General features: G+C 72.0%; 28 protein-coding genes. 17 read left to right on the top strand and 11 right to left on the bottom strand.

The features are described 5' to 3' along the window. Positions 1-45 precede the first annotated feature (45 nt). The 11 genes from HCC61_RS31310 to HCC61_RS22435 all read left to right on the top strand — a co-directional run bounded on the left by HCC61_RS31310 (position 46) and on the right by HCC61_RS22435 (position 7,200). Positions 46-447 (top strand): gas vesicle protein, encoded by a 402-nt coding sequence (locus HCC61_RS31310; protein WP_169138065.1) that lies wholly within the window; start codon positions 46-48, stop codon positions 445-447. Between the two features lie 231 nt (positions 448-678). Continuing rightward, positions 679-1,143, top strand: coding sequence for a gas vesicle structural protein GvpA (locus tag HCC61_RS22480; protein WP_169138063.1), 465 nt, complete (start codon positions 679-681; stop codon positions 1,141-1,143). A gap of 3 nt (positions 1,144-1,146) precedes the next feature. Beyond that, complete coding sequence (locus tag HCC61_RS22475) at positions 1,147-1,860, top strand: GvpL/GvpF family gas vesicle protein (protein ID WP_169138061.1); 714 nt, start codon at positions 1,147-1,149, stop codon at positions 1,858-1,860. 25 nt (positions 1,861-1,885) lie between these two features. Beyond that, complete coding sequence (locus HCC61_RS22470) at positions 1,886-2,143, top strand: gas vesicle protein GvpG (protein WP_169138059.1); 258 nt, start codon at positions 1,886-1,888, stop codon at positions 2,141-2,143. 54 nt (positions 2,144-2,197) lie between these two features. Beyond that, positions 2,198-3,007 carry a hypothetical protein gene (locus HCC61_RS22465; protein WP_169138056.1) on the top strand — a complete coding sequence of 270 codons (810 nt, stop codon included), beginning with the start codon at positions 2,198-2,200 and terminating at the stop codon, positions 3,005-3,007. Beyond that, positions 3,000-4,193 (top strand): SRPBCC family protein, encoded by a 1,194-nt coding sequence (locus HCC61_RS22460; protein ID WP_169138054.1) that lies wholly within the window; start codon positions 3,000-3,002, stop codon positions 4,191-4,193. Before HCC61_RS22465 ends, HCC61_RS22460 begins: the two co-directional genes overlap by 8 nt. 106 nt (positions 4,194-4,299) lie before the next feature. Then, positions 4,300-4,857, top strand: a complete 558-nt coding sequence (locus HCC61_RS22455; protein WP_240969203.1) for a gas vesicle protein — start codon at positions 4,300-4,302, stop codon at positions 4,855-4,857. An 8-nt stretch (positions 4,858-4,865) separates the two neighbouring features. Then, entirely contained in the window at positions 4,866-5,816 is a 951-nt protein-coding gene (locus HCC61_RS22450) for a GvpL/GvpF family gas vesicle protein (RefSeq protein ID WP_240969171.1), read from the top strand. Positions 5,817-5,967: 151 nt separating this feature from the next. Continuing rightward, a complete protein-coding gene (locus tag HCC61_RS30885; RefSeq protein ID WP_346777337.1) occupies positions 5,968-6,111 on the top strand; it encodes a gas vesicle protein in 144 nt (47 codons plus the stop codon). Between the two features lie 75 nt (positions 6,112-6,186). Next, positions 6,187-6,684 carry a gas vesicle protein K gene (locus HCC61_RS22440; RefSeq protein WP_169138050.1) on the top strand — a complete coding sequence of 166 codons (498 nt, stop codon included), beginning with the start codon at positions 6,187-6,189 and terminating at the stop codon, positions 6,682-6,684. Positions 6,685-6,774: 90 nt separating this feature from the next. Next, the gene (locus tag HCC61_RS22435) at positions 6,775-7,200 is read left to right on the top strand and encodes a hypothetical protein (RefSeq protein ID WP_169138048.1); all 426 of its coding nucleotides are present in this window, start codon (positions 6,775-6,777) and stop codon (positions 7,198-7,200) included. A 331-nt stretch (positions 7,201-7,531) separates the two neighbouring features. Here the strand turns inward: HCC61_RS22435 and HCC61_RS22430 are convergent, their stop codons facing one another. Next, positions 7,532-8,359, bottom strand: a complete 828-nt coding sequence (locus HCC61_RS22430; RefSeq protein ID WP_206322836.1) for a hypothetical protein — start codon at positions 8,357-8,359, stop codon at positions 7,532-7,534. Next, positions 8,359-8,985 (bottom strand): sigma-70 family RNA polymerase sigma factor, encoded by a 627-nt coding sequence (locus tag HCC61_RS22425; protein WP_169138046.1) that lies wholly within the window; start codon positions 8,983-8,985, stop codon positions 8,359-8,361. Before HCC61_RS22425 ends, HCC61_RS22430 begins: the two co-directional genes overlap by 1 nt. 384 nt (positions 8,986-9,369) lie before the next feature. On the opposite strand from HCC61_RS22425, the gene HCC61_RS30880 reads away from it, so the two are divergent. The 3 genes from HCC61_RS30880 to HCC61_RS22410 all read left to right on the top strand — a co-directional run bounded on the left by HCC61_RS30880 (position 9,370) and on the right by HCC61_RS22410 (position 11,502). After that, positions 9,370-10,188 (top strand): SAM-dependent methyltransferase, encoded by an 819-nt coding sequence (locus HCC61_RS30880; protein WP_346777329.1) that lies wholly within the window; start codon positions 9,370-9,372, stop codon positions 10,186-10,188. A 169-nt stretch (positions 10,189-10,357) separates the two neighbouring features. After that, complete coding sequence (locus HCC61_RS22415) at positions 10,358-10,690, top strand: plasmid stabilization protein (RefSeq protein WP_169138042.1); 333 nt, start codon at positions 10,358-10,360, stop codon at positions 10,688-10,690. 35 nt (positions 10,691-10,725) lie between these two features. Continuing rightward, the gene (locus HCC61_RS22410; protein WP_169138040.1) at positions 10,726-11,502 is read left to right on the top strand and encodes a VOC family protein; all 777 of its coding nucleotides are present in this window, start codon (positions 10,726-10,728) and stop codon (positions 11,500-11,502) included. Between the two features lie 24 nt (positions 11,503-11,526). Here HCC61_RS22410 and HCC61_RS31305 read toward each other — a convergent pair whose 3' ends face one another. The 9 genes from HCC61_RS31305 to HCC61_RS22370 form a co-directional block, all read right to left on the bottom strand. Continuing rightward, positions 11,527-11,658, bottom strand: a complete 132-nt coding sequence (locus HCC61_RS31305; RefSeq protein ID WP_277349078.1) for a hypothetical protein — start codon at positions 11,656-11,658, stop codon at positions 11,527-11,529. Between the two features lie 80 nt (positions 11,659-11,738). Then, positions 11,739-12,656, bottom strand: coding sequence for a hydrogenase maturation protease (locus HCC61_RS31555; protein WP_346777328.1), 918 nt, complete (start codon positions 12,654-12,656; stop codon positions 11,739-11,741). Further along, complete coding sequence (locus tag HCC61_RS22400; protein ID WP_169138038.1) at positions 12,653-13,696, bottom strand: hypothetical protein; 1,044 nt, start codon at positions 13,694-13,696, stop codon at positions 12,653-12,655. The genes HCC61_RS31555 and HCC61_RS22400 overlap by 4 nt, the downstream gene beginning before the upstream one ends. Next, complete coding sequence (locus tag HCC61_RS22395) at positions 13,684-14,478, bottom strand: DUF6084 family protein (RefSeq protein WP_206322835.1); 795 nt, start codon at positions 14,476-14,478, stop codon at positions 13,684-13,686. Before HCC61_RS22395 ends, HCC61_RS22400 begins: the two co-directional genes overlap by 13 nt. Beyond that, a complete protein-coding gene (locus tag HCC61_RS22390) occupies positions 14,475-14,684 on the bottom strand; it encodes a hypothetical protein (RefSeq protein WP_169138036.1) in 210 nt (69 codons plus the stop codon). Before HCC61_RS22390 ends, HCC61_RS22395 begins: the two co-directional genes overlap by 4 nt. Next, positions 14,677-15,498, bottom strand: a complete 822-nt coding sequence (locus HCC61_RS22385) for a DUF5947 family protein (protein ID WP_346777327.1) — start codon at positions 15,496-15,498, stop codon at positions 14,677-14,679. Before HCC61_RS22385 ends, HCC61_RS22390 begins: the two co-directional genes overlap by 8 nt. Before the next feature lie 5 nt (positions 15,499-15,503). Further along, positions 15,504-16,037 carry a nitrogen fixation protein NifU gene (locus HCC61_RS22380; protein WP_169138034.1) on the bottom strand — a complete coding sequence of 178 codons (534 nt, stop codon included), beginning with the start codon at positions 16,035-16,037 and terminating at the stop codon, positions 15,504-15,506. 11 nt (positions 16,038-16,048) lie between these two features. After that, positions 16,049-17,848, bottom strand: a complete 1,800-nt coding sequence (locus HCC61_RS22375; protein WP_169138032.1) for a nickel-dependent hydrogenase large subunit — start codon at positions 17,846-17,848, stop codon at positions 16,049-16,051. Positions 17,849-17,879: 31 nt separating this feature from the next. Beyond that, positions 17,880-18,950: a hydrogenase expression protein HypE gene (locus tag HCC61_RS22370; protein ID WP_169138030.1), complete on the bottom strand. Its 1,071-nt coding sequence runs from the start codon at positions 18,948-18,950 to the stop codon at positions 17,880-17,882. A 208-nt stretch (positions 18,951-19,158) separates the two neighbouring features. On the opposite strand from HCC61_RS22370, the gene HCC61_RS22365 reads away from it, so the two are divergent. From HCC61_RS22365 to hypF, 3 genes are all read left to right on the top strand, one after another. Beyond that, positions 19,159-19,560, top strand: coding sequence for a hydrogenase maturation nickel metallochaperone HypA (locus tag HCC61_RS22365; RefSeq protein WP_169138028.1), 402 nt, complete (start codon positions 19,159-19,161; stop codon positions 19,558-19,560). Positions 19,561-19,565: 5 nt separating this feature from the next. Then, positions 19,566-20,429 (top strand): hydrogenase nickel incorporation protein HypB, encoded by an 864-nt coding sequence (gene hypB / locus HCC61_RS22360; protein WP_169138026.1) that lies wholly within the window; start codon positions 19,566-19,568, stop codon positions 20,427-20,429. 110 nt (positions 20,430-20,539) lie between these two features. Continuing rightward, complete coding sequence (hypF, locus tag HCC61_RS22355) at positions 20,540-22,936, top strand: carbamoyltransferase HypF (RefSeq protein ID WP_346777336.1); 2,397 nt, start codon at positions 20,540-20,542, stop codon at positions 22,934-22,936. Positions 22,937-22,978: the final 42 nt, after the last annotated feature.

Here is a 22,978-nt window from a genome sequence, read left to right as displayed (position 1 = left end):
TGGAACACAGGTCTACAACTCGGCGGCGGGGAAAGGGGTGAGAGCATGGCCACAACCAGTGACAAAGGGCGCGAAGAGAACAAAAGGCAGACAGGGCACAAAGAGAGCGCGTCGCCGCCACAGAGGTCGCAGCAGCAAGGGCGCGACCGGAAGCAGCAGGACGGGAGCGGCGGTACGCGGGAGTCACGCGTACCGATAGCCAAGGCCATGCGGCTCGCGGCCGCTCAGCTCGCCGAACTCCTGAACTGCGAACCCGCCTCTGTCTCTTCGGTGAAGCCCACCGACGAAGGCTGGACCGCCGACGTCGAGGTGGTCGAGGTCGAGCGCGTCCCCGACACCACCAGCGTCATGGGCTCCTACCGCGTGCAACTCGACGGCCAGGGCAATCTGCTCGGCTACGAGCGGACCCGCCGCTACGCACGCGGCCAGATCGACCAGCGGAAATGAGCGCGGGCGCCGTCCGCGACGCGTCACGCGCCGCCTGACGGGCGACGCCTGATGGACGGCGGACGGCGGACGGCGGACGGCGGGCGAGGACGCCCGACGCAAGACGCCGAAGAGAGCGGACCCGACGGCAGAGGCCCGACGGCAGAGGCCCGGCGACAGGCTCGATGACAGAGGGCCTGACCCGGCACGCCTGCCGACCGACATCTGCGACATCTTTGAAAGGACGAAGAAGTGACGGTAGTCGCGCAGAACAGCAACAGGCAGCCGACCTCCGGCTCCGGGGGCGGAAACCTCTACGACATCCTCGAACTCATCCTGGACCGCGGGCTCGTGATCGACGCGTTCGTACGCGTCTCCCTCGTGGGCATCGAGATACTCAAGATCGACGTCCGCGTGGTCGTCGCGAGCGTCGACACGTACCTCCGCTTCGCCGAGGCCTGCAACCGCCTCGACCTGGAGGCCGGCCGCAAGGCCCCAACCCAGCTCACCGAGATCGTGGGCGACGCCACCGAGAGCGGCGCGAAGGGCAAGTCCAAGGGCGCGCTGACCGGTGCCGTCGAGGCCTTCAGCGAATCCCTCCAGCGCGGGCGCGACGGCGAAGAGGAGGAGCGGGAGCGCGAGCGCGAGCCGAGGAAGACGGCCGCCGCTTCCTCCTCTTCCGGCAGCCGCCGCACCACGCGCCGCAAGGAGGACTGACACGTGTCGACGTACATCTACGCCATCACCGCGGCCGACCATCCGCAGAACTTCGAAGGGCTCAGCGGTGTGGGGGATCCCGCGGGGACCATCCGCACGGTCAAGGCCGACAAGCTGAGCGCCGTGGTCAGCGACGCGCCCGAGAATCTGCGCGCCAAGCGCCGCGATCTCGCCGCGCACCAGACCGTGCTGGAGCGGCTGATGGCCGACGGCGCGACGCTTCCGATGCGTTTCGGACTGGTCGGCCCCGACGACGGATCGGTCGGATACGTGCTGGAGGAGAACCAGGACGCGTACGCGGAGCGACTCTCGGAGCTCGAAGGCTGCCTCGAATACAACCTGAAGGTGGCGCGCGACGAGGACGATCTGCTGCGCGAGATCATCTCCGGCTCGGAGGAGATCCAGCGGCTGCGTGAGACCACGATCCAGCACCCCGAGGCGCAGGAGGAGAAGGTGCGCCTGGGCGAGCTGGTCTCCCAGGAGGTCCAGGCACACGGCGAGGCCGAGGGCCGCGACATCGTGGAGCGGCTGTCGGACGGCGCGCGGCGGCACGCGGCCGCGGAGCCGACGCAGTCGCACTTCCTGAACGTCTCGTTCCTGGTGGGCCGGGAGCACGCCGCGGCGTTCGCGCAGGCCGTGCACGAGGAGTCCGAGCGGCACGGCGACGCCTACTCCTTCAACTTGAACGGCCCGCTGCCCCCGTACAGCTTCGTCTGACATTCCGTGATCGGAGGGCCTTCGCATGGGCCTCATCACTCAGCTTCTGACCCTGCCGCTCGCGCCGGTGCGCGGCGCGGTCTGGGTCATGGACCAGGTGGTGCTGACAGCGGAGCAGCAGTACTACGACCCGGAACCGGTACGCCTCCGACTGGCCGAACTGGAGCAGGAGTTGCTCGACGGCCGCGTCACGGAAGAGGAGTTCGACCGGATCGAGGACGATCTGCTGGACGAGCTGGAGTGGCGCCAGGCGTACCAGCGGCAGATTCAAGAGCGTCACTGAACACGCACACACCGCCCCGGCGCACACGCACCGGGAAACAGAGGTGACTCTGAGATGAACGGGAACGGCAAGATAGGAATGGCGCTGGTGGGGGGCTACCTCCTCGGGCGCACGAAAAAGGCCAGGATGGCCATCGGAATGGGGATGTTCCTGGCCGGCAAGAAGCTCGATCTCAAGCCCGGGCAGCTCGTGAAGCTCGTAGCGGACTCCCCGGTGATCGGCGGCCTCGGCGAGCAGGTGCGCAAGGAGGTGCTGGACGGTACGAAGTCGGCGCTGACCTCCGCGGTCACCAGGCGCGCCGACACCCTCGCCGACTCCCTGCACCGGCGCACGTCGGAGATCAACGACCCCGAGGGGCACGAGGATTCCGAAGGCGCTGACGCCGAGGACCGGAACGCCGGCGACGAGCAGGCGGACGAGGACTCCGCGGACGGCGGCCGCTCCGGCGAGGGCCGCTCCGGCGGCGACCGTTCCGGCGACGGCCGCGCGGACGAAGGCTCAGCGGAGGACGAACAGCCGCGCCCCCGTCGCAAGGCGGCGTCCGCGGGCGGTGCCCGCAAGCCGGCCGGGTCCGCCAAGTCGGCGGCGAGCGCCCGCACTTCGGGCGGCTCCACGGCCAGGAAGACGGCGGGCGGAACCGCCGGGCGCTCCTCCGGCAAGCGTGCGGAGTCCGCCACGCGCAAGTCCGGCACGGCCGCCTCCTCCGGCGCACGCGGCGGATCGTCGCGTGCGGCGGGCAGGAGCACCGGCGCAAGCGGCGGAAGCGGTGGAAGCCGCGGAACAGGCGGCACCGGCAGGGCGGCGGCGAAGTCCGCCGCCGGCCGTGCCCGTAAGACAGCGGCCCGGGGAGGCAGTGATGGCTGAGTCCACCCTGAGCAGGTTCAAGGACGAGGTGGCGAGGAATCCGGCCGCCGACCGTCTCAAGGAAGAGCTCCGGAGCTACCTCCAGGCGCGGGCCCAGAAGGCCGTGACCGGTCTCGGAGCCCGGCTCGGCGAGAGCGTGAACAAGCTCGCCGAACCCGGTGGAGGCGGTCCCGGCGGTCTGGCGCAGAGCGTGATGAAGGGCGGCAAGGCCCTCAGCGAGGGCAAGTCGCCGGCGCAGGCCGCGATGTCCGCGGGCACCTCGCACGTCAAGGAGATGCTCAAGGACAAGGTGAAGGGGATCTTCGGTAAGTCCGGCGGCTCCAAGAGCGGCGGCGGCAAGTCGAAGAGCGTGACGATCGTCGAGGACATCGACGTGGGCGTGCCGGTGCGCGAGGCGTACGACCAGTGGACGCAGTTCCAGGAGTTCAGCACCTTCGCCAAGGGCGTCGTCAGCGTGGAGAAGTCCGACGACGTCAACAGCAACTGGAAGGTCAAGGTCGCCAAGTCCACCCGCAGTTGGCGGGCGAACGTCACCGAGCAGGTCCCCGACGAGCGCATCTCGTGGACCACCGAGGGCGCCAAGGGCACGGTGAAGGGCGTGGTGACCTTCCACCGCCTCACCGACGACCTGACGCGTGTGCTTCTCGTACTGGAATACTTCCCGGGCGGCCTCTTCGAGAAGACCGGCAACATCTGGCGGGCTCAGGGCCGCCGGGCACGGCTGGACCTCAAGCTGTACCGCAAGTTCATCATGATGCGGGGCGAGGCCACCGACGGCTGGCGCGGCGAGATCCGCGACGGCGAGGTGACCGTCGACCACGACGAGGCCGTCGAGGAGGAGGAGCGCGCCGAGCAGGAACGCTCCGAGGACGGCGCCCGTGACGAGGACGAGGCGCCGCCTCCCGAGGACGAGCAGGACGAGCCCGATGACGAGCCCGCCGGCGAGGCCGAAGAGGCGGAGACCGACGGGGAGTCGGACGAGGAGGACGAGCACGGCTACGACGAGGACGACGGGCCCGAGTACGAGCACGACTACGAGTCCGAGGACGACTACGAGTCCGAGCCCGAGTCCGAGCCCGAGTCCGAGGAGGAGCCGGTCGAGGAGTACGGAGAGCCGGAGCCCGAGGAGGAGGCCGACGAGGATGAGGAGGACACCCGTCACCGTCGTGCCCCCGCCCGCCGCTGAGGGCGCCGACGCGGCGTGCCGCGCGGCCCGCGGGCCGACGGGATTCCGACCGAAGACCACCGACAGGCAAGGCTGATATCCCGTGTCCGATTCACTGGCCGGCCGTATGGGACCGTCCCCGAACAGGGCGGTCCCATACGGCCAGCAGGGCTCGTCCGCCAATCTCGCGGACATCCTGGAGCGCGTGCTCGACAAGGGCGTCGTCATCGCCGGCGACATCCAGATCAACCTGCTCGACATCGAGCTGCTGACCATCAAGCTGCGGCTGCTCGTCGTCTCCGTCGACAAGGCGAAGGAGATGGGCATCGACTGGTGGGAGAACGATCCGTCGCTGTCCTCCCGTGCCTCGGCGCGGGCCGCCGCGGACGGCCGGCGGCAGGACGCCGCCCTCGCCGACGGCGGGGCAGAGGACGGGAGTTCGGCCCTGGCGGAGGAGAACGACCGGCTGCGCCGGGAGATCGAACGGCTGCGCTCGGCGGCCGAACTCCCCGCAGGCGACGGGACGGGCGCCGAGGCCTCCGGGAACGCCGAGACCTCCGAAAGCACCGGGACCGCCGGAGCCGGTGACTCCGGCGGTGGGAGGTCCCGGGGCAGGTCCACCCGCAAGGCGACCGCCCGGGACGCCGGGTCCGGTGGCGACGGCGCGTCCGAGCACGGAAGGTGACGAGACCGATGCCGGTTTCCGCGGAAGAGCCCGCTTCCCCGCAGCGGGAGGAGCACGAGCGGCACGAGCAGCACAGCGAGCGGATGGTCCGCTACGTCTTCGCGGTCGGCCGCACCGCCGGCGAACCCGGCGGCGCGGACGAACCGGGCGGCACGGACGGGCCGTTGGAGGCGGCGGCCGCCGGGCTGTACGGGCCGTCCGGTGCGCCCGTACGTACTGTCGACGGCCCCGGACTGAGCGCCCTGGTGTCCGACGTACCGGCCGGGCTGTACGACGAGTCGGGGCTGAAGGCCCAACTGGAGGACCTGGAGCGGCTGGAGGCGCTGGCCCGCTCCCACCACGCCGTCGTGGCAGTGGCGTACGAGCACGCGACGGTGCTGCCCATGCGGCTGGCGACCGTCTATCTCGACGACGGCAGGGTCGCGGCGATGCTGGCCGAGCGCGGCGGCGAGTTCGACGCCCTGCTCTCGCGTCTGGAGGGCCACGTCGAATGGGGCGTGAAGGTCTACGCGGACCCCCGGGAGGCAGCGGCCGGTTCCGCGTCGCGGCCCTCGGACGACGGGGCGCAGCCGGCCGGCGGCCCCGGCCGCGCATACCTCCGGCAGCGCCGGCAGCAGCGCAGCTCGCACCGCGACACGTACCGGGCCGCCGGTGCGGTCGCCGAGCGTGTGACGGAGCTGGCCGGGGGCATCGCCACGGCCAAGGTCGCGCACCGGCCGCAGCAGGGCGAACTCGCCGCGGGACCGGGCGAGAACATCGCCAACGACGCCTATCTGGTGCCCGACGGACGCAGCGAGGACTTCCAGGCGGCGATCGGCGGCCTCGCCGAGGACGTGCCGGGAGTACGGGTGGAGCTGACCGGGCCGTGGGCGCCCTACTCGTTCGCGACGCCGCCGCCCGCTCCGCAGGAGCCGCGTACGCAGCACACCGGGACTGCGGACCAGGACCATGGCAACTGAACCGCGGACCACGGGATCCGGACCGCACGCAGACGGTTTCCCGCACGGCCTCGCGCAGGGGTCCGCACACGGCTTCGCGCAGGGCTTCGCCGACGGGTTCCCCGAGGGCGTCGCGGAGGAGAACGGGCTCGCCGGCCGCCAGGTCGCGCTCATCGACCTGCTGGACAGGCTGCTGTCGGGCGGAGCCGTGCTGACGGGCGATCTCGTGCTCTCCATCGCGGACGTCGATCTGGTGCGCATCAATCTGCGTGCCGTCATACATTCCGTCACGGCGGACGATCCGGCGCCCTGGTGAGTACGGCGAGCGCAGTGAGCACGGCGAGCAGTCAGGAACGGTGAGCAGAGTCAGGACACGTACAGGCGGCCGGAAATGACCGACGAACTCCGAGAAGGACACGGACCCGAGCGTCACCCGGAGGGGCACTCCGGGCAGCGCTCCGAGCGGCACGCCGGGAACGGCGGCGAGGCCGGCGGCGGGGCGGCCGACGGCGGCATCCGCCTTGATGACGTGGCCCGTTCGGCGGCCCGCGCCTTCGACCTGCTGCCCGCCGGCCCGGACGAGGCGGACTCCCGCGGGAACGGCAGGCTGGCCCAGCGGCTGCGCACGGACCCGGACACAGTCGAACGCGATCTGATGAAACTCGTCCTGACCATCGTGGAGTTGCTGCGTCAGCTCATGGAGCGCACCGCCCTCAACCGGGTCGACCAGGGCGACCTCAGCGAGGACCAGGAGGAGCGGATCGGCATGACGCTGATGATCCTCCACGACCGCATGAACGAGCTGTGCGAGCGGTACGGGCTGACGATGGAGGACCTCAACCTCGATCTGGGACCGCTGGGTTCGCTGCTGCCGCGCCAGGACGGCTGACACCTCCGGCCGCTTTGCCGAGCCCTTCCGCGGCGTCCACCTTCCGCACACCGAATGTTTCAAGCCGCCACACACGGCAACTCGTCAGCTATGACTGAGAACGGCAAGACCTCAAGCACCGCGGGTAAGGCCGCGAACAGCACGAAGAAGCCCGCCGCGGCTGCGGAGAAGGCCGACCGCGGCGTCAACAAGGCCGCGACGAAGGCCGGTTCGGCCACGCACTCCGTCGGCGACGCCGTGGAGGAGAGCGGCAGGAGCCTCGGCGGCGCCACCAGGCGTGCCGGATACGTCGCGAGCAGGAGCGCCGAAGCCGGGCGCCAGAAGCTCGCCTCCGCGTCCAGCACCGCGGCGACCGCCGCGAGCGCGACATGGACGGTCGTGAAGAACCGCAAGGGCGTCGCAGCCGGTCTCGGTTCGGGGGCGATCACCGCGGTCGCCGCGTCATTCGCCGCCGGCCGCTACTCGGTGAAGCGCAAGACCGGGCCCTTCACCCGGTTCACCGGGGGACGGCTGTAAGCAGCCGGCGCGGAAGCAAGCGAAGCAAGCCGACCGCGCGGCCGGGCGCGGCCCGGCCCGCCGCCCCGCAGTCGTAACAGCAGCCGCGCCGCGTCCCGAACGGGCGTGGCGCGGCCGGGTGTTCGCGGCCGGTGTACTCCCGGCCTCCGGTCGGCAGAGGGCGCCGGCCACCGCCCACCGTGACCGGGCCGGGCTAACAAAGTCCGGCGCACAAGTCCGGCGCACAAGTCCGGCCCGCAAGGCCCGCAGAGCCTGGCCGCAGAGTCCGGCCCGCACGCGCTGATCCGTCAAGATCGACCACGATCGACGGCACACTGGGGCCCGGCCGTCGTCACTGCGCGGTCAGATGCCCCGCCAAGTCCTCGGCGGGCTGCGGGATCTCACCGAAGTCCTCGTCGTCGCCCAGCACCGGAAGCCGGTGGATGACGGCCTCCAGCGCATGCGGCAGCCGCGGACGCCCGCCCCCCTGGCACTCGCTCAGCAGCCCGTGCCGCACCCTGTCCGGCAGGAGGGGCCGCGCGTACGGCCGCTGCTGACGGCGGGGGAGCGCGGCACCCGGCGTACGGGCGCGCTGCGCCAGCCCCGCCGACTGCCCGCGCCAGTAGTCGGCGTCCCGGAACTCGCCGTGCCGCCGGTGGTGCAGACACAGACAGAAGGCGGCGGTCCGGCAACCGCCGCCGGCGGCGAACTGCCACCAGAACTGCGCCGCTTCGCGGTAGCGCGCCAGATGGAGCAGACAGCCGAAGACCAGTGCGCCCTCCGGAGCGATGGACTCCTGGTCGTCGACGAGTCCGGCGAGACCGTCGGCCGCACCGGGGGCGTTGACGACGAGGCTCACGGCCAAGTTCAGGTCGTGCGCGGCCTGTTCGCACTCCGTCGGGTAATGCCGCGCACGTACTCCCCTGTGTGCCGGGGCCGGTGACACATACGGGCCCGACGGCTCATCCCGCACGTCCCGCGCGCCCGGCACAGCCGATGCACCGGATGCAGGCGATGCACCGGATGACGCGTGCGCGGCGCCGACCGGACCGCCGGACTCCCCGGACGCCAGCAGTCGCCGGCGCACCGCGTCCACGTCGCGGTCGTCGTAGTCCTCGGCCAGCACCTCCGCGTCGCTCAACAGCGCGTCGATGGTGCGGTGTTCGTACCTCCCCCGCATCAGCCGTCCCCAGTGCCTGGCCCGGGCGCCGTACGCAGCTCACGGGCGAGCTTCCGTTTCGCATAGCGTATGTGGGAGCGCACCGAGGCCGTCTCGAAACCGAGAAAGCCGGCGACCTCCTCCTCCGAGCAGCCCAGCACGTACCGCAGCACCATCACGTCGTACTGCCGCTCCGGGAGACGCCCGATCGCCGCGTACAGCCCGATCTCGCCCTCCAGCACGGCGAATTCGTCCCGCAGCTCGTGCAGCAGCGCCTTCTGCACGGCCGCGTGGAAGGCCGCGGTCTCGGCCAGCCGCGGCCGCAGTCCCCGCTCGCCGAGCCAGTCGGCGACATGCTCCTTCAGCACCGTCCAGGCGTATCCGGTGAGCGACTCCTGGCGCAGCGCGTGCTCCCAGTGGTCCAGCAGGTGGCGGCACGCGTCCTCGACGATGCGCTCCGCGGCCTGACGGTTTCCGGCCTGGGTGTGCGCGTAACGAAGCCACAGCCGGTGGTGGGAGGCGTCGAAGGCGTCGAACGAGAGCAGCAGCCTTCGGCGGACGCTGTCCTGCGACGGGTCCACGGCGGCGTCCGCCGCGATTCCCGCACCGGCCCCGGGGCGCGGCGGCTGATGGTCCTCGGCGCTCATCGAGGAGCCCTCTCATGGGAGAACACAGGTCAGAAGGCGCGAACAGGCAGTCGATGCCCGTGTACGCGAAAGTCCGGCCAAACTACTACACAGAGTGAAAGTCCCGCTACCGGGCCCTCGCGGACGTGCACCTTTCCGGCCGCCCGCCCTCGGCTTCCGCTCCGGCTTCCTCGTCGGCTTCCGGACTCCCGGCCCCGCGTGCGGCCCCAGCCGCCGGCCGCCGCCCGCGTCGCCTTCCGAGGCGTCCTGACAGGCGTCTTCGCGCCACCGTGTGGCCGGTCCTGCCCTCAACTCCCATGTGCCCTGGGCAATTTCGCCCGAGTGGCGCACGATAGCTGCCTGGCACGGGCAGGTGGCGAGGAAACGGGAGAAAGGCGGAAACCTGTGGCCGTCGACGAAGGCGCAGTGGATCTGGACCTGGAGCTGGACAGGGCCCATTCGGCGAGGATGTACGACTACTTCCTCGGCGGCACGACCAACTTCCCCGCCGACCGCGAGAGCGCCGGCAAGGCCATGGCCGCATTCCCGCAGGTGCTGGTGGCCGCACGGGCCAACCGGCAGTTCATGCACCGCTCCGTGCGGCATCTGGCACAGCTGGGAATGCGGCAGTTCCTCGACGTCGGCACCGGCATCCCCACCTCGCCCAACCTGCACGAGATCGCCCAGCGGACCGCGCCCGACGCCCGCGTCGTCTACACCGACAACGACCCGATCGTCCTCACCCACGCACACGCCCTGCTGCGCAGCAGCCCCGAGGGCCGCACCGCCTACTCCCAGTGCGACGCCCGGGACCCCGAGGCGCTGCTGGCCTCCCCGGAGGTGCGCGCCACCCTCGACATGAGCCGCCCCGTCGCCCTCAGCCTCATAGCGCTCCTGCACTTCGTGCCCGGCGACCGCACCGCGCACGCCGTCGTCGAGCGCCTCAAGGACGCTCTGCCCCCGGGCAGCACCCTCACGGTCAGCCACGTCACGCCGGACTTCGACTCCGCGGGTCTGGCGCGTGCCCTCAAGGCCTACGAGGCGGCGGGCACTCCCGTACAGGCGCGTACGCGCGAGGAGTTCACGCGCTTCTTCGACGGCTGGGAGCTGCTCGACCCGGGCGTCACCGTCACCCACCGCTGGCGTCCCGACCCCGAGCACGACCTCACCCAGGTCACCGACGCCGAGGCGGCCTGCTACGGCGCCGTCGCGCGCAAGCCCTGACCCGCCGCCCGCCTCCTCGCGGCGCCCGGAGCGCGCCCCCGAGCACGCCTGGAGCACGTCTGAACCACGCCTGGAGCGTCCGATCCGTTTCGCGTGCAGTTGTTAGCAACCCGGGCCGGGGGGTAACCGGGGCACTGATTCCAACGCGAAACGCGAAACAGGAGGAGTCATGCCTGCTGGTTCGAACGCCAAGCGTGAGCGGCAGTACGAGCACATCAAGCAAGGCGCCGAGCAGCGCGGAGCCTCCAAGGGCCGCGCCGAGGAGATCGCCTCCCGAACGGTCAACAAGGAGCGTGCCCGTACGGGCGAGGCGGACCGTGCCAGCCGCACGTCCACCAGGGGCAAGTCGGCCGCGGCCCGCGGCGGCACCCGCTCCGGCAGGGGCATGGGCCCCCAGGGCGGCCCCACCCGCGACCAGCTCTACAACGAGGCCCGGCAGCGCGGCATCGAGGGCCGCTCCTCGATGAACAAGCGCCAGCTCCAGAAGGCTCTGGGCCGCTGATCGGGTTCGCGGCCGGTACGGCGAGGAGAACGGGCATGGCCCAAGAGGCGCCCCCGGTCGACGGCGCGCCCTGCTGGGTGAGCCTGGCGACCGGCGATCTGGAGAGCGCCCAGCGCTTCTACGGAGAGGTGCTGGGCTGGTCCTTCCGGCCGGGCAGCATCGGCGAGGAGTTCAGCGTCGCCTACGCGGAGGGGGTGCCCGTGGCCGGACTGGGCGCCATCGCCCGCACGATGGGCGTGGCCGTGCAGTGGACCCCGTTCTTCGCCGTGCCGGACGCGAACACCACGGCGGCCCGCGTACGCGAGCGGAGCGCCACCGTGGCCGTCGGCCCGATCCGCATGGGCGAGGGCCGTACCGCACTCGCGGCGGACCTCGCCGGGGCGACGTTCGGGTTCTGGGAGGGCGCGGTGCTCTCCAGCTGGGACGCCGCGACCCGCGACCTGCCGGCACGGCTGGAGCTGCGCACAAGGGACGCGTTCGCGGCGGCCATCTTCTACGCGGAGGTCTTCGACTGGGCGTCCGACACCGGACGTTGCGAGGTGGACTACCAGTACGAGGCGGTGATCGTGCGGGTCGACGGCCGGACCGTGGCCACCATCCGCGGCGGCGCGATCGAATCGGCGCCCGACCCGCACATCCGCCCCCGCTGGAACACCTCGTTCTCCGTGGACGACGTCGACGACGCCGCGAAGACGGCGGTGGCGGCGGGCGGCGCCATCGCCACGAGCCCCGCGGACAATCCCTTCGGGCGCTCCGCGGGCCTCTTCGACCCCGAGGGCGGCCTGTTCACCGTGCACTCCCGCGAGAGGTGACGGGCCGCCCCCGGCACCCCGCTCCTACATCGTCTTCATCTTGAAGTAGCGCACCGCGTCCGGAGCGCTGACCGCGGCCATCGCAGCCGCCATGACGACCACGGCACCGACGGCGACGCGTACCGCGACCGCCGGGACGAAGATCCCTTTCCTCATGTGCCTCACCTCCTTCCCCGCCTCCGGTTCCGCCTCGGGTTCCGCCTGCGAGGCCCGCCGCGGCGCCGTCCCGCCCCTCGCTATCGCAGGGCGGGGCTGCTCAGGTCGCGTTGCGGGTCGCACAGCAGCTCGCCGGTGAGGGACTCCAGCATGTCCGCGGCCCGCGCCACCGCTTCCCGTACCGGCCCGCTCAGCCCGACCACCACGTCCGGCTCGTCGCCCCGCATCCGTACGGACGGTTCACAGCCCAGTACGAGCACGCGCGGCAGCGGCTGCGGCGCTCCGGTCCCCTCGCCGAGGTGCCGCGCGAGCGCCAGCACCTGCACCGGGTCCATGCCGTGCGCCTGCGGCAGTACGCGCTCCGCGGGTCCGGGGGGCGCGGCGGGCAGCGGCCCCGGGTCGATGAGCTGGAGCGTGCCGGGCTCCTTGCCGCGCGGCGCCGCGTCGACGAGTACGGCCACGTCGTAACCGTCCAGCAGCCGGTAGGCGAGGTCCATGCCGCGGATCCCGAAGTCGGCGATGTGCACGCCCTCCGGGAGGCTGCGGCCGCGCATGGCCGCGACCACCTCCGGCCCGAAGGCGTCGTCGGCCATGAACATGTTCCCGATGCCTGCCACGAGGATGCGGGGCCCGGACGGGCCCTCCCCGACGGGCTCCACCTCTTCGGGAGTGAAGAAGAACCGGTGGCCCAGGCCCGTGCGGAAGTCCCGCCCCTCGTCCCCGTCGACCGTGACCACCACCTGTACCCGGCCCTCCAGGTCCTCCTCGACGGCGGCGACCTCCGCCGTGCGTCCCGTGAGCGCCAGATCGAGAACGTCCGCGGACCGCCCGGGACGCAGCCGCACCCGGCTGCCGCGGCCGATCCGTGCGCCCCCGGCGACCACCGACCGCTCCTGCTGCGTGCTCCCGTCGCCCATCGGCCCGTCCACCATCGGCCCTTCGCCTCCCGGCCCTTCGTCCCTCGGCCCTTCGGCGCTCAGCCCCTCGCCCGTGCTCATCGCATCTCCGCCACCGGCCCGAATGCGCGGATCGTGCCGTGCAGCGCCGCCATCTCCTCGGGTTCCAGGGACGCGCAGCGGTCCAGGATCTCCCGGGCCCGCGGGTCGCTGGCCCGCGCCTCCTCCTGCTCGCGCGGGGTCAGGCTGAGGACGCTGAGGATCAGCAGCTGGTCGATCTCGCCCCCGTCGAACAGGTCGCCCGGGGACTCGGGGGCGACGGCCGGATAGTCGTAGAGCGTGATCGGCGAGCAGAGCACCTCCGACGAGTAGTGCGGGCTGCGCACCCCGGCCTGCGGGTCCTCCGACACCAGCACGGGCCACACGCCGACGTTCTCGCAGGCCGCCGCGGCCTCCCGCAGCTCCTCCGGCGGGTCGGTCAGCGACACGAAGTCGCCGGTCTCGGTGTGCAGCACGACGTGCGTCGAGACGAAGGCGTACGGCGCCGCCGCGTCACGCGCGCCCGGCCCACCGTCCGCCGGCACCGGGCACGGCGAGGTGTTCTCGATGTCCGCTGTCACCCGCATCACGGTGTCCGTGACGGGCACGGACGTCAGCCGGACGCTCCCCGTCAGCCGCTGCCAGCTCCGTACCAGCGTGCCCGCGACGCTGCCGGACTCCGCGCGCAGCGCCTCACGGTCGGCGCCCGCCGCGATGTCGACGGTCGTGGTGCGCGGACCGCGCCGCGGCGACCACGGAGGGCAGATCCAGCGCCGCTCGGTCGCCTCCTGCCACGTCAGATGGCTGTGGCCCTCGACGCGCAGCTCGTCGACGGGTACGGGACCGGTCGGCCCGTTGCGGTACACCTGGCGGTCCACGACGTGCAGGAACCGCACGTGCACCGTCAGCCTCGCCGCCGGCCCGCCGCGCAGCAGCACCTCGGCGCGCATGCGCGAGGGCTCGCCCAGCACCCCGGCACAGCGCTGCGGATAGACCCCGCCGAAGGTCCAGCGCCGGGCGTTCTTCAGGGCACCCCTGCGGTACGGCCACAGCAGGTACCCCTCGTACAGGCACGCACGGGCGATCTTCTCTACGGAGTCCACGCCGCACCTCCCGCGGCGGTGCCGGTGGTCTCATCGGTGCCTGCGGCGGTACCGGTGATTCCGTCGGTCCCGGTCCCGGCGCCGGTCCCGGTCCCGGCGCGGGCGAGCAGGTCCGCGACCGTCTCGTCCCATCCGGTCAGCGCGTGCCGGTCCCTGTGTGCCGTGAGCCTGCCGTACGTGCCGGAGGAGAGCGGCAGCCAGCTCGTGCCGCGGTCGTAGCGGCCGGTCGCCTCGTGCCACAGCTCGGCGGGCAGCCGCCAGGCGGCGTCCTTGGACCAGGAGATCTGCGCGGTGCGCAGCCGCCCGTCGGGCCCGTCGTGGAAGACGGTCCCGCTGAAGAGGAAGTCCAGCGGGACCTCGCCGTCCCGCACGCCGTGGAAGTAGGAGGTGACGGCGAGGTCCATGTCGCGGCTGCACGGCACCGGCAGGTCCGTCTCGGTCTGCTCGTCGAAGGCCGGCACGACCGTGCTGACCCGGGCCCATGTCAGAGGGCGCATGCTCGTCGCCCACTGTTCCGGCTGGCCGAAGAGGCGGGCCATAACGAGCCGGTCGGCACGCTCGTATCCGCGGTGCGCGACCGCGATCCGTACGTCCGTGACGAGGGAGACCGAGCGGACCCTGCCGCCGCCGGTGCGGCTCACCGCCAGCCGGAAGGCCAGCGTCGGCACGGCCGCGTCACGCACCGCGCGGGCGCCGTTGACGGCGAAGTCCAGATCGGGGAGGTCCGTACGCGGCCCGGCGCCGGTCCCTGCACCGGCGCCGGGCATGGTCTGCGCGCTCACGCGGGGGAGAGGTTCGGCATGCCGGGCGCGATGGGGTTCTTCGCCTTCGCGCTGACGCCCGTCGACCTGCGGGACGTGGAGGTGTCGTCCGGACGGTGTCCGGGCTGCCGCTTGTACGAGCCTTCGTGGTTGCCCTGCCGTACACCGCACACGTGGGCCGCCTTGTCGAGCCTCACGTGGGGTTTGCCGAGCTTGATCTCAGACATGCTGACTCCTCGGTTCGTCTGCCGTGCGGGACGTTCCGGCGAGTCCCGCGAAGAACGCGTCGATGTGCTCGCGCACCTCGGGGCCGCCGGACAGCCCCCGCCAGTGGGTGCGGACCAGGGCGGCGAGCCGGTAGCAGTCGTCGAGCGGGACGATCCAGTGCCGCCCGCGGGCGTGCGCGGAACCGTCCGGTCCCTCCGTGCGGTGCACCAGGAGCGCCTCCACGTCGTCCGCGAGTTCCACCGGCTCCGGGTACCCCCGTACGACCTCTTCCCAGACCTCCGGACCGACGGCCGAACGGGCCACGCCGAGCGGGCTCGGATACCCCACCCGTACCTCCCCGGTCGCCCCGTCCCGTACGAAGAAGGCCAGGTCCACGGGCACGCCGAGCCGGGCCCAGACCATCGGGTCGATGCGGAAGCCCGGCAGTTCGGCCCTGCGCCCGGGCAGCAGCTTGTAGGTCCGGCCGCCCGCCGTGCTGTGCGCGAAGAGGAGCGCGCACGGTCCGCACGTGCACAGCACCTCGCTGCGCTGTACGTCGAGCATGTGACGGTGGCCGTCCTGGACCGGCGCGGCACACAGGTCGCAGCGCTCGGCGGGTTCAGCGGCGGCCGCAGCACCGGCACCCGGCGCGGGCCCCGTCGAGTGCGGGCGGTGCAGCAGCGCGCGGAGCGGGCCGCCGGGCACGCCGGGTGCCGCCTCGGCCGCCGCCCCGCCTGCGTTTTCGGCCGCATTGCCTGCCGTATCGCTTGCCGTACCGGTCGCCGTGCCGGTCCCCGTGCCGCTCGCCGCGTTCACGCGGTCCGCGGGCGTCACGGGCGTCACCGCTTTCCGGCGGGCTGTGCTGCCGCCCCCTGGAAGCCGTCCTTTCGGAAAAGCGAGTCCACCGGGATCACCGACGGTTCCGGCGCGGCCTCCTCCGTCTCCACCCGCGGCACCTCGGGCGCGGCCCGGGCCACCGCGTCCCTTACGGTCCGCGCCAGCTGCTCCGCCGGCGGGGAGCCGCAGCCCTGCGGGGCGATCCGCACCCGCACCGCCGACTCGTCGGCCGAGACCACCGTCACGCCCAGTACGTCCTCCAGCGCGCGGCGCACCCGCTGCCCGGCCGTCTCGGGGTGGAGTTCGTGCACGAGAAGCAGATGGCCGACCAGTTCGTCGTCCGCGAGTGCCGACCGGGCGGCCTCGTCCACGCTGCCCATCACGCGGGCCAGGCACTCGCCGTACATCTCGGCCAGTGCCTGGAGCGCGTCCAGTGCGCGGTCGCGTGCCGCGGTGTCGGCCACGGCGGTCAGCCCGGACAGCAACTCCTCGGTGCGGGCGACGTGTTCACGCGCCTCGCGCTCGGTCCATGTCATCACCGGCGCCCTTACGCGTGCGCGCCGAAGGTGGGCGAGTGGCTCTCGCGCACGGTCCGCCCGTCGCCGAGGTACATGTGCACGCCGCACGGCAGGCACGGGTCGAAGCTGCGGACGGTGCGCATGATGTCGATGCCCTTGAAGTTCTCCGGGGTGTTCTCCTCGAAGATCGGCATGCCCTGCACGGCGTCCTCGTACGGGCCGGGAGTGCCGAAGTGGTCGCGCGGGCTGGCGTTCCACGGAGTCGGCGGATACGGGTGGTAGTTGGCGATCTTGCCGTCGCGGATGACGAGGTGGTGGGAGAGCACACCGCGCACCGCCTCGTGGAAGCCGACGCCGATGGCCTCGTCGGGGACCTTGAAGTCCTCGAAGACCTTGGTGCGTCCGGCGCGCACCTCGGCGAGCGCGCGGTCCACGAAGTACAGCGCCATGCCCGCGGCGTACGCGACGAAGTACATCCGCGCGCGGTTGCGCTCCAGGGTGTTGGGGAAGGCCGGCGGCTTCCACTCCAGCCGTGTCTCGGGCGTCATCGGGGTCTTCGGGAGGTCGATCTGGACGCTGCGCCCGTTGGAGCGCACATACGGGGTGCTCACCTTGCCGGCCAGCGCCGTCGCCCACAGCCGTGCGATGGGGCCGCCGCCGGTGTCGAGAGCCAGGTGGTCGCCCGTGCGCTTGTCGAACCAGCGGGGGCTCATGACCCAGCTGTACTTGCCGCCGTCCAGGTCGCGCTTCTGCGGCTGCGGCAGGGTCGTCTGGTTCCAGGGGTGGCGCCTGTCGACGGGGTTGCCCAGCGGATCGCGGTCGACGTACGTCTCCTCGGAGGTCCAGTCCTCGTAGTAGCTGCTGCCGAGCAGGATGCGCATGCCGAGGTTGATGTCGACGAGGTCGGTGGTCACCAGCTCGTTGTCGACGACGATGCCGGGGGTCACGAACATCGAGTTCCCCCACGTGTTCATCGTCCGGTAGTCGTAGTCGACGACGTCGGGGTCCTGGAAGCAGCCCCAACAGGCAAGCAGCGTGCGTCTGCGGCCGACCTCCTCGTAGCCGGGCAGCGCCTCGTAGAAGAAGTCGAAGACGTCGTCGTTCATGGCGACCGCGCGCTTGATGAAGTCCATGCACCGCATCAGCCGCACCAGGTAGTCGGTGAACAGCTGCGGGGTGGCGACCGTGCCGACGCCGCCCGGGTAGATCGTCGACGGGTGGACGTGGCGGCCCTCCATCAGACAGCACATCTCGCGGGTCAGCCGGCTCATCACCAGCGCCTGCTTGTACGTCTCGCCCTCGAACGGGTTGAAGGAGCGCATGATGTCGGCGATCGTGCGGTGGCCGTGCGACCCGGCGCGCGGCGCGGGGGTGCGCTCGGCACGCTCCAGGACGCTCGGGTTGGTCTCCCTGACCATGCGCTCGCAGTAGTCGACGAAGACCATGTTGTCCTGGAAGATCGTGTGGTCGAACATGAACTCGGCCGCCTCGCCGAGGTTGATGATCCAGTCGGCGAGCGGCGGCGGCTTCACGCCGTACGCCATGTTCTGCGCGTAGACGGAGCACGTGGCGTGGTTGTCGCCGCAGATCCCGCAGATGCGGCTGGTGATGAAGTGCGAGTCCCGCGGGTCCTTGCCCTTCATGAAGACGCTGTAGCCGCGGAAGATCGACGAGGTGCTGCGGCACTCCGCCACCTCCCGGCCGGGGAAGTCGATCTTCGTGTAGATGCCGAGGTTGCCGACGATCCGCGTGATGGGATCGAAGGCCACGTCGGTCAGTTCGCGTTCCCCGCTGCCGGGCTTCCGGGTGGACTGCTGGGCGGTCGCCACTTCTCGTTCCTCTCGCAGGTCGCTTCGCTGACTATTCGCGGCCGGTCCAGCGGGGCTGGTAGCCGGAGGTGAGGGCGGGCTCGTTGTGCCGCCACTTCGGTTCCCGGTCCACCGACCGGTTGGTGATCGACCGCATGCTGCGGATGAACGGTCCGTAGAGACTCACCAGCGTCGAGGAGAGCGAGCCGCCGGGAGGCTCGTCCATGAACGGCATGAACTTGTCGGGGAAGCCCGGCATGGTGCAGCCGATGCAGATGCCGCCCACGTTGGGGCAGCCGCCGATGCCGTCCATCCAGCCCCGCTTGGTGACGTTGCAGTTGACGACCGGGCCCCAACAGCCGATCTTCACAAGGCACTTGGGGGAGTTGTAGTCCTTGGCGAAGTCGCCCTGCTCGTAGTACGAGCCGCGGTCACAGCCCTCGTGGACGGTCTTGCCGAACAGCCAGGTGGGCCGCAGCTGCTCGTCCAGCGGGATGGTCGGTGCGAGCCCCGCCGCCTGGTGCAGCACCCACAGCAGCGTCTCCATGAAGTTGTCCGGCTGTACGGGACAGCCCGGCACGTTGACGACCGGCAGGCCCGCCCTGGTGCGGTACTCCGGGCCGAGATAGTCCACCAGCCCCATGCAGCCGGTCGGATTGCCCGCCATGGCGTGGATGCCGCCGTACGTAGCGCAGGTGCCGGCGGCGACGACGGCCCAGGCGTGCGGGGCGAGCCGGTCCAGCCAGGTGTTGAGAGTGATCGGCTCCCCGGTGTCCGGGTCGTTGCCCATGGACGTCCAGTAGCCGTCGCCGTTGATGTTCTCGTTCGGGATGGAGCCCTCGACGACGAGGATGAACGGACCCAGTTCGCCGTCGGCCGCCTTGCGGAAGGCCGAGACGAAGTCCTCGCCGGTCTCGTACGCCAGGACCTTGTTGTGCAGGTGGACCTTCGGAAGGCCGGGGATCGCGCCGAGCACCACGTCCTCGAGGCTGGGCAGCGACGCCGCGGTCACCGAGACCGTGTCGCCGTCACAGCTCATGCCCTCGGAGGTCCAGAGGATGTGGATCTCGTCGATGACCTCCGGTGCCGCTGCCGTCGTGGTCGTTGCCGCCTCGTCGCCCATGGGACCGATCCCTTCGCACCGTCGCCGACCGCCCGTACAGCTCTCAGAGCAATGCCGCTGAAAAATCTGACATATACGTAGATACGCCACAACGTAAGCGCGCCGGGGCACGTGAGCCGAACGGATCACCTTGCCCGCGGAGGGCGGCGTGTCAGGGAAGCCCCCTCGGGGGCCGGGCCTGTAATGAACCGCGAAGCGGAGGGATCAGATGCACGAGATGTCCATCGCGGTCGCGATGGTGGAGCAGGTGACGGAGACCCCCGCTGCGGAGGGGCACGGAAAGGTGACCGCCGTACGGCTGCGGCTCGGTGAACTCGCCGGTGTGGTGGCCGACTCACTGCGCTTCTGCTTCCAGCTCGCCTGCGCCGGCACCCCGCTCGAAGGTGCCGTGCTCCTCATCGACTTCGTGCCGGGCCGTGCCCGCTGTGCCCCCTGCGGAGCGGAGTGGGCCACGGGCATGCCGCCGCAGCTGTGCTGCCCCCAGTGCGAAGGCGGCAGGACCGAGCTGGTGGCGGGGCGCGAGCTCCAGGTCACCGGCCTCCGCCACGCGGACGGCGACCCGGCCGGCCGCAACACCCACCCCGCGCCCGTACTCGCCGAGGAGAGCTGAGACGTATGTGCCGAGTCGTCGATCTACAGCAGACGGTGCTCGTGAAGAACGACGAGCGCGCCGGTGCTCTGCGCACCGAACTGGCCGCCCGCGGGACCACGGTCGTCAATCTGCTCTCCAGTCCGGGCAGCGGGAAGACGGAACTGCTCGAAGCCGAGCTCGCCCTCGCCGCCTCGCGCGGGGTGCCGGTGGCGGCTCTGACGGCGGACCTCGCCACGGAGCACGACGCGGAGCGCCTCGCGCGTGCCGGTGTGCCCGTCAAGCAGGTGCTGACCGACGGGCTGTGCCACCTGGAGGCCGACATGCTCGCGGCACAGCTGGAGGGCTGGCTGCCCGACGGCACGCGGCTGCTGTTCGTCGAGAACGTCGGCAACCTCGTCTGCCCGGCCTCGTACGACCTGGGGGAGTCGCTGCGGGTCGTCCTCGCGTCGGTGACGGAGGGCGAGGACAAGCCGCTGAAGTACCCCACGGCGTTCGGGCTGGCGCAGCTGGTGGTGGTCACGAAGGACGACATCGCGGAGGCCGTGGGGTTCGACGAGGAAGCCTTCCGGGCCAACGTCCGCCAGATCAACCCGGGGGTGGAGGTGGTGGTCACCTCGGCACGGCGGGGCGCCGGCGTGGGCATCGTGCTGGAGCGGGCGCTGGACGTCGCGGGCGGCGGCGCCGTGCACCGGCCGGTCATGGCCCGCACGGGCGCGGGCTCCGGTTCCGGCTCGGGTGCCGGGGCGGACGCGGGCACGGCGTACGGGCACACACATGTCCGTACGCTCCCGGATGCCGGCACGCATTCGCACCCGCACCAGCACCCGCACCCCGATACGCACGCGCATGCCCCGGCCGCCGGTGTGCCGGTACGCAGCCACTCGTGAACCCGCAGCACGGCACCGCGACCGCTGCCCTCACGGGGGCGGCGGAGGCGGCGGGTCCGGACGGTGAACGCGGCAGCGCGGAGGCCGCCCCCGGGGCCGAGCGCCGGAAGGTGACCGTCCGCGGAGTGGTACAGGGCGTGGGCTTCCGGCCCTTCGTCTACGCGCTCGCCGGGGAGCTCGGACTCTCCGGCCACGTCGCCAACACCGGCGACGGCGTCGTCGCCGAGGTCGAGGGCGGGACCGGCGCGCTCGCGGCGTTCTGCGGCCGCATCAGTACGGACGCCCCGCCGCTGGCCGTGGTCCAGTCGGTGACGCACGAGCCGATGGACCCGGCAGGGGAGCGCGGTTTCAGCATCGCGGAGTCCCGTGGCAGCGGCGGTACGGCCCGTACCCTCGTCGCGCCCGACACCGCGACCTGCGCGGACTGCCTCGCGGAGATGAGCGATCCGGCCGACCGGCGCCACCGGCACCCCTTCATCACATGCACGCACTGCGGGCCCCGGTTCACCATCGTCACCGGGCTTCCCTACGACCGCGCCCACACCACCATGGAGCGCTTCCCGATGTGCGAGCGGTGCGCGCACGAGTACGCGGACCCGAGGGACCGGCGCTTCCACGCGCAGCCCGTCTCCTGTCACGACTGCGGTCCGCGGCTGCGGCTGCACGTGCCGGGCGGCGGGGCCGCGGACGGTGAACCCGTCGCCGCCGCACGGCGGTTGCTCGCCGAGGGCGCGGTCGTGGCCGTCAAGGGCCTCGGCGGCTACCACCTGGCCTGCGACGCCTCGAACTCCGATGCCGTGCGGCTGCTGCGCCGGCGCAAGTGCCGCGGGGACAAGCCGTTCGCGCTCATGGCACGCCGACTGGAGGACGTGGAGCGGCTGGTGTGCCTCGACTCCGTCGCGCGCGGTCTGCTCAGCGGCGGCCGCCGGCCGATCGTGCTGCTGCGCAGGCGTACGGACCCGGAGGCGCCCGCCGGGCCCGGCGGTCTCGCGGTCGCCCCCGAAGTGGCCCCGCGCAGTGCGGACTTGGGCGTGATGCTGCCGTACACGCCGCTGCACCATCTGCTGCTCGGCCTCCCCGGCGACCCTCCCGGTCCGCGGCTGCTCGTGATGACCAGCGGCAACCTCGGCGGCGAGCCGATCGTCACGTCCGACGAGGACGCCCTTGAGCGGCTCGCACCGCTCGCCGACGCCTGGCTGATGCACGACCGGCCGATCCAAGTGCCCTGCGACGACTCGGTGGTGAGGGTCACGGACGGGGAGCAGCTGCCGGTGCGGCGCTCCCGCGGCCACGCCCCGTTCCCCGTCAATCTGCCGAGGCCCGTGACGGCGGCGCTCGCCGTGGGCGGCGACTTGAAGAACACCTTCTGCGTCGGCGAGGGCCATCACGCCTGGCTCTCGGCGCACGTCGGCGACATGGACGACCTGGCCACGCTCACGGCCTTCGACGGTGCGGTGCGGCAGCTGACCGGCATCACGGGAGTCCGCCCCTCGCTGCTCGCCGCGGACCGGCATCCCGGTTACCGCTCCGTGGGCTGGGCCCGACGCAACGCGGACGGGCGGCCGTTGCACCGCGTACAGCACCATCACGCCCATGTCGCCTCGGTGATGGCGGAGCACGGGCTGGACGGCGGCGAACCCGTCATCGGGGTCGCCTTCGACGGGACGGGATACGGGGACGACGGAAGCGTGTGGGGCGGGGAGTTCCTGCTCGCCGACTACGACGGCTACCGGCGGCTGGCCCATCTCAGCCCGGTGCCGCTGCCCGGCGGTGACGCGGCGGTGCGGCGCCCGTACCGGATGGCGCTCGCCCACCTGCGTGCGGCGGGCCTGCCGTGGGACGCCGCACTGCCCTGCACGGCCGCCTGTCCCGACGACGAACTCAAGGCGCTGGCCGTGCAGTTGGAGCGCGGGCTGGGCTGTGTGCCGACCTCCAGCATGGGACGGCTCTTCGACGCGGCGGCGTCGCTCGCGGGCGTGTGCCACCACGCCGGATACGAGGCGCAGGCAGCGATGGAGTTCGAGGCGGCCGCGGTGGGTTGGGAAGCGGGAGCCGGGGGTGGGCGGTGCGACGGCGAACCGGGCGGCAGGGACTGGGCGTTCACGCTGCGTACGACCGCGGGGGAGGCGCTGGCCTGCGACCCGGCGCCGGTGCTGGCGGGCATCGCGGCTGACGTACGGGCAGGTGTGCCCGCCGGGGCGATTGCGGCGCGCTTCCACCGGTCCGTGGCGGGGCTGGTGCTGCGCGTCTGCCGTACCGCGCGGGAACGGCACCGGCTCGGAACGGTCGCGCTCAGCGGCGGCGTGTTCGCCAACTCGCTGCTGTCGGCGGCCTGTGCGCGACGCCTGCGGGAGGACGGCTTCACCGTGCTGCGCCATCGCCTCGTACCGCCCAACGACGGGGGGCTGGCACTGGGCCAGTTGATGATCGCGGCCCGGTCCGGGGCCGACGCGGGCGTGGACGGCGCCGGTACGGCCGCGAACGGCCGTACCGGCGCCGTCCGCTGATCCGCACCGAGGCGAGTCGGCGAGCGCCTCACGAGCAGACCC

Origin of the sequence: Streptomyces sp. HNM0575, from assembly GCF_012726265.1 — a bacterium.
Classification (GTDB): Bacteria; Actinomycetota; Actinomycetes; order Streptomycetales; family Streptomycetaceae; genus Streptomyces.
This window is presented reverse-complemented; position numbering and strand designations above follow the sequence as displayed.